Origin of the sequence: Okeania sp. SIO2B9, from assembly GCF_010672505.1 — a bacterium.
GTDB classification, from domain to species: Bacteria; Cyanobacteriota; Cyanobacteriia; order Cyanobacteriales; family Microcoleaceae; genus Okeania; species Okeania hirsuta.
The window spans coordinates 1-5502 of record NZ_JAAHGK010000428.1 but is presented as its reverse complement, the minus strand read 5'-3'; the positions used below and the strand labels follow the sequence as shown (position 1 = coordinate 5502).

Here is a 5502-nt window from a genome sequence, read left to right as displayed (position 1 = left end):
GAAAATTTAATAGCTCTGTATCGAAATTATAATGGCTTAAGAATTGATTGGAGCAGTGATGATTTTGGCCTGATTGGAGGTAGAATAAATTTTTTAAATTTGGAGGATGTAATCAAAAGTTGGGAGGGCTACTTGTATGAAGAGGACGAGGTGGCAGAATATGCAGATATACGCTTTTTTCATCCTTTCGATTTGATCTCTGATGAAGCTCAATGCGGCATCATTATTAACCCCAATAGTAACATCAAGTCTATTTTTTATAATTATAGTGGCGAGGTGGATATATACAGTCTTGATATCGACTTCAAAGGCTATTTAGAAATGGCTTTAGAAGCAAAAGCTTTCTACTATTGGCCTAAAGTGTTGCTAGATATCAAAAATGGAGAAGATAGCGAAGAAGGTAAACAATTCAGGGAAGAGATGCCTAAAATATTTAAGGATTTTAACTTTAATAAATTTGTAGACAAATACAATTTGTTACGACTATCAAACAATTGAGTCTTTGCAACATCAATTCTTTGGTTGAAATTGATGGTGACTGTGTTAATCTCATAGCATGGATTAAGGACACCCAATACCCTGAAACCGCCCACAAGCAGATTGCCGAAGGCATCACCAATTTCGCCAAAAACTGGGCTGCTGTCAACCTGAGCGCCACAGCTTCCATATTTGAGATTTTCTAGAGTAACTTCTATTGATTATAAGATCATTATTCCGAGAAAAAATATCCTCATTAAAGCCTCTGGGTTTCACATTCTTTGACCATGGATAACTATCAATTCAACTTTAATTTAACCTTTTGTGAGGGTACGGCCTCACTCCTGACTACTCGCGTTGTCAACATTGCCCTCATTGCCCAGGAAGACATCATTAACGAATGTCGTCTAACCTTACAAATAAGCCCCACTTCTTACCAACAAATCGAAACCCACGCCCTCTTTAACCTCAACCCTGAATTTCGTGGTCCCTTCTCTAACGGTGATTTCTTGCCTGATACTGATATTCAACTGGAAATCACCCTCAAACCAGACTTGCTCCCCCAACTCTCAGAACACGCCAACACCCCTGAAACTGTTGCGACCTATCTCACTAACCTCAGCCAACAAAATACCTTACCTCCAACAGTTTCCCCCTCTGAAACCGAACCACAGTCACCATTGTCCTCCAATCCCCTCCTCAACACCGAAAATTGGTTCTGCCTATCTGTCAAACAAGACCAAGACTCTGGCCAAACAGGCTATACCACCTTTTGGAATTACGTCAATCCAACAATCCTTAACCATCCGGAAACCGCCAGGGAACAAATTGCCGAAGGCATCACCAACTTTGCCGAAAACTGGGCTGCTGCCAACCTTAGCGCTGCAACCGAAGATATTGCTGAGGAACTCGTCAAAGGAATCACCAACCTCTTTGAAGGATTTGAAACCTGGCTCGATAACGCTTTTTCTGAGGATGATAATAACGAGACTGACGATTTGGCCCGTGAAGAATCCATCCTGACAACCATCATTGCCTACTTCACGAAAGACGATTGGACCTTCACCAAACTCCAAGGACAATCCGTTTTACAAATGGCCTACCAGGGCAAAAACGGTCTCTGGAACTGTTATGCTCAAGCTAGAGAAACTGAAGAACAATTTGTTTTTTATTCGATCTACCCTGAATTGGTCTCTGAAGAAAAACGATTGGCCATGGCAGAACTACTCACCCGTATCAACTATGGTTTAATCATCGGCAATTTCGAGATGGACTTTAACGATGGTGAAATTCGCTACAAAACCAGCATTGCTGTTGAAGGCAACATCCTGACATATAAAGTCATCAAACGGTTGGTGTATGCTAACGTTGCGATTATGGATTACTACTTACCGGGTATCCGGGCAGTGATGGATGAGAATATCTTACCAGAAGAAGCGATCGCCCTCATCGAAAGCGACCGCAGGATCTTGTAGTGCGATACATCCAAACCGATGAATTCTCTGAACTACACATATTAAAATACAAAAAATGTTCAACTACCTGCTCTCAGCATTACAAAAGCTAGATAAATTACTAGAGCAAGCAGTAATAAAAGCACAAGCTTTCTACGGTTCAGAAGCTGCTAACGACCCTTATCGAGGTCTTCGTATCGATCCCGATGAGGTCAACCGACTCCTAGCTCGTCAACCAGGAATACCTTTGTTTGCAGTAGATACTGAATCTACTAAAATTAATAGTATACCATTAAACTGGTTAAAACAAACTTTCAATTTGTCTGAATTTGATTTGGACTTGATGCTTATTGCCCTAGCTCCAGAAATTGATTTGCGTTACGATCGCCTGTACGCTTATCTTCAAGATGATGTGACTCGCAAGCGACCTAGTGTTGATTTAGCCCTAAATTTACTATGTCCCTCTCCTGAAGCAAAACTGTTGCAACGAGTCCATTTTGCTCCTGATGCACCCTTAATCAAACACGGCTTACTTCACTTAATTCCTGACCCTCATCAGGTTAAGCCACCAATATTATCCTATTATCTAAAACTCGATGACCAAGTTATCCATTTTCTGTTAAACCAAAAGGGACTTGAACCGCGTTTAGGATTATGGTGTCAATTATTAACTCATCCTGCTGTTGAGGAAAAATTCCCCATTCGGGATGAAATTAAGCGGATACTTCCTAAACTAATCATCCAAACTCAAAATACACATCAACCTTTACTTATCTATTTCTCTGGTTCGCACCCTGCTGAGAAACGTCGTGGAGCGATCGCTCTGGCAGCTCAACTTAACAGGCAGTTATTGATTGCCGACTTATCTCAAGCTTTAGCAATTAAGGAAAATTTTGACCAACTACTCAAATTATTGTTCCGTGAAGCTTGTTTTCACAATGCTATCCTCTATCTGGAAAATTTAGATGCACTACAGACGAAAGAGCAGCATCTGTTATATAAAAGCTTACTTGATAGACTAGCTGAGGTGAAAGATGTGGTAATCTTATCGGGAGTACAGTCGTGGGTAGCAACTTTCGATATGAAGGGTGTGATTACTGTGCCTTTTCCTCTGCCTGATTTTTCCCAACGGCGTATACACTGGCAAGCAAATTTGGAATCCAAAGGAATTGTACTTAGCGATCGCCAACTAGATACCCTTGCTAATCGTTTTCGTTTGAATTCAGAACAAATAGCTGGTGCAGTTAAAAATGCCTCTAATCAAGCTTTGTGGGTTGCTGCTTCAGAATTTGAGGAATTGCCATTAAACAATACAATTCAACCTAGTCTAAACGATCTATTAGTAGCAGCTCGCGAGCAATCTGGTAATAATTTAACTGAATTAGCTCGCAAAGTTAACTCTAAGTATAATTGGCAAGACATTATCTTACCAACGGATCAACTTGCTCAACTCAAAGAAATTTGCAATCAAGCAAAGTATCGTCATATCGTTTATGATAAGTGGGGTTTTCACCGCAAGCTGTCTATTGGTAAAGGTTTAAATGTATTATTTTCTGGTCCACCGGGTACAGGCAAAACAATGGCTGCGGAAGTTATCGCCAATGAACTACAGCTTGAACTATACAAAATTGATTTATCCCAGGTTGTCAGTAAATACATTGGGGAGACAGAGAAAAATCTGAACCGCATTTTTCTAGCTGCGGAAACAGCTAACGCCATCCTGCTGTTTGACGAAGCAGATGCTTTGTTTGGCAAGCGTTCTGAAGTTAGAGATTCCCATGACCGCTACGCCAATATTGAAATTGGCTATCTATTGCAGAAAATGGAAGAATATGAAGGTATATCAATTCTGACGACAAATCTGCGTCAAAATTTGGATGAAGCATTCGTGCGTAGGTTAGCGTTTACGGTTCACTTTCCCTCACCAGATGAAGCAAGTCGTCGGCAGATTTGGGAAGGAATTTGGACTGAGGAAATCCCCTTGTCACCAGATATAGATTTTGATTTTTTGGCAAGGCAGTTTAAATTGAGTGGTGGGAATATTAAAAATATTGCCTTAGCTGCTGCGTTCCTCGCTGCTGAAGCTGACAGTGCAGTAATGATGGAACATCTTTTACAAGGAATTAGGCGTGAGTATCAGAAAATGGGTAAGGTATGGGATAATGTCCTCACAGGGTGATAAGCGTTAAATTACAATAAACAACTATCATAGAAGTCAAAAGTCATAATTCAAAAGTCAGAAGTCAGGAGGTTCAGTTAGAGAATAGGGAAAAAGGTTGAAATTTGCTCCCATCTCCTCTACTCCCTATCTTGAATAATTATATCGGGACTTACGCACTGACAATAGATATAGGGTTTTGTGCGTTACACTACCGCTTTTTCCTATAGTCATGCTCTGCAAACATGTCGTGGAGCGTTAACGGAGTTATGCGACAGCAAAGCACACCCTACTGGGCCTATATCGGAACTTACGCGCTGACAATAGATATAGGGTTTTGCTCAGTTAAGATACCGCTAACACACCCTACCAATAGCGTTTATGGATAAGTCTTGATATAATTTTGAATTTATAGCAAATTATTTTTGTATATATCTATAATACCATTTGAATAAATATTTTGATACAAATATTATTACCTCTAGCCAACTCCTATTCCTTACTTCCTATTTTAATTAAAAATGAAAAAACAAGATAAAACCTTACCCTTAACCTTACTAGGGGCAACCGTATTAATGATTATTGGTAGTGTCGCTGGCTACATTATAGTAGCTTCCAAAGAAACAGCAGATAATTTGCCAGTAGGTGCTGAAGTTGTGCCCAAAGATGTAATGATGACTATTTCTGTCTCTAGTAACCCCAGTCAATGGGAAAAACTGCAACAGTTTGGCACACCAGAATCTCAAACTGCTTTTAAAAATCTATTGGGGCAACTGCGCGATCGCTTTCTCACGACTTATGGTTATAACTATCAACGAGATATTCAACCTTGGGTAGGAGAGGAAATAATGATTGCTTTATTGCGCAAGCAAACTCTAGAACCAGCTAACTCTACTGCTCCCGACTCTCCTCCTCCACCTCCAGCTCAACAAGCAACTGTGGTGGTCTTGCCGATCGCCGATCCAGTTAAGGCCAAACAAGTTTTAGACCGACCACGCTCTCTTCAAAAAGGTCAATTAGTTAAACGTACTTATAGAGGTATTGAAATCACAGAAACGGAAGGAGTGCCCAAGCAAGATATTTCTGCTGCAGCATTGGGGAATCAGTATTTAGTAATTACTGACTCCCAGACTTCAATAAATCAGGCGATCGATATTTATAAAGGAGACGAGTCTCTGGCAAAAGTTCCTGGTTATACAGAAGCGATCAAGAAACTGGAAACTCCTTCACCCTTTGGTTTGGTATATGTGAATATTCCTGTTGCTGCTGCTTATAGTTCTAGTAAATCTATTACTCCTGTTTCTGAGGAAAATCTCAAACAACTTGAGGATAACCAAGGAGTGGCAGCTAGCATCAATTTAGTTCCTGAAGGTATAAATTTAAAAGCTATTTCTTGGCTAAAACCTAATAGTC

Annotated in this window: 5 protein-coding genes; all 5 read left to right on the top strand. The window is 40.3% G+C overall.

Annotated features, from left to right (window positions below; all coding sequences use genetic code 11):
* Positions 1 to 498, top strand: a 498-nt coding sequence (locus tag F6K13_RS16090) for a hypothetical protein (protein ID WP_287287835.1), incomplete at its 5' end; no start/stop codon positions are given.
* Positions 499 to 518: 20 nt separating this feature from the next.
* Positions 519 to 683 carry a hypothetical protein gene (locus tag F6K13_RS16085; RefSeq protein ID WP_287287834.1) on the top strand — a complete coding sequence of 55 codons (165 nt, stop codon included), beginning with the start codon at positions 519 to 521 and terminating at the stop codon, positions 681 to 683.
* Between the two features lie 81 nt (positions 684 to 764).
* Positions 765 to 1952 carry a YbjN domain-containing protein gene (locus F6K13_RS16080; protein ID WP_287287833.1) on the top strand — a complete coding sequence of 396 codons (1188 nt, stop codon included), beginning with the start codon at positions 765 to 767 and terminating at the stop codon, positions 1950 to 1952.
* 55 nt (positions 1953 to 2007) lie between these two features.
* Complete coding sequence (locus F6K13_RS16075; RefSeq protein WP_287287832.1) at positions 2008 to 4110, top strand: ATP-binding protein; 2103 nt, start codon at positions 2008 to 2010, stop codon at positions 4108 to 4110.
* 500 nt (positions 4111 to 4610) lie between these two features.
* Positions 4611 to 5502: DUF3352 domain-containing protein (locus tag F6K13_RS16070; RefSeq protein WP_287287831.1), on the top strand; the 892-nt coding region annotated here is incomplete at its 3' end.

What these genes read in the sequence shown, in the direction of transcription:
- F6K13_RS16080 (WP_287287833.1), top strand. Translation starts at nt 765, where the DNA reads ATGGATAACTATCAATTCAACTTTAATTTAACCTTTTGTGAGGGTACG.
- F6K13_RS16075 (WP_287287832.1), top strand. Translation starts at nt 2,008, where the DNA reads ATGTTCAACTACCTGCTCTCAGCATTACAAAAGCTAGATAAATTACTA.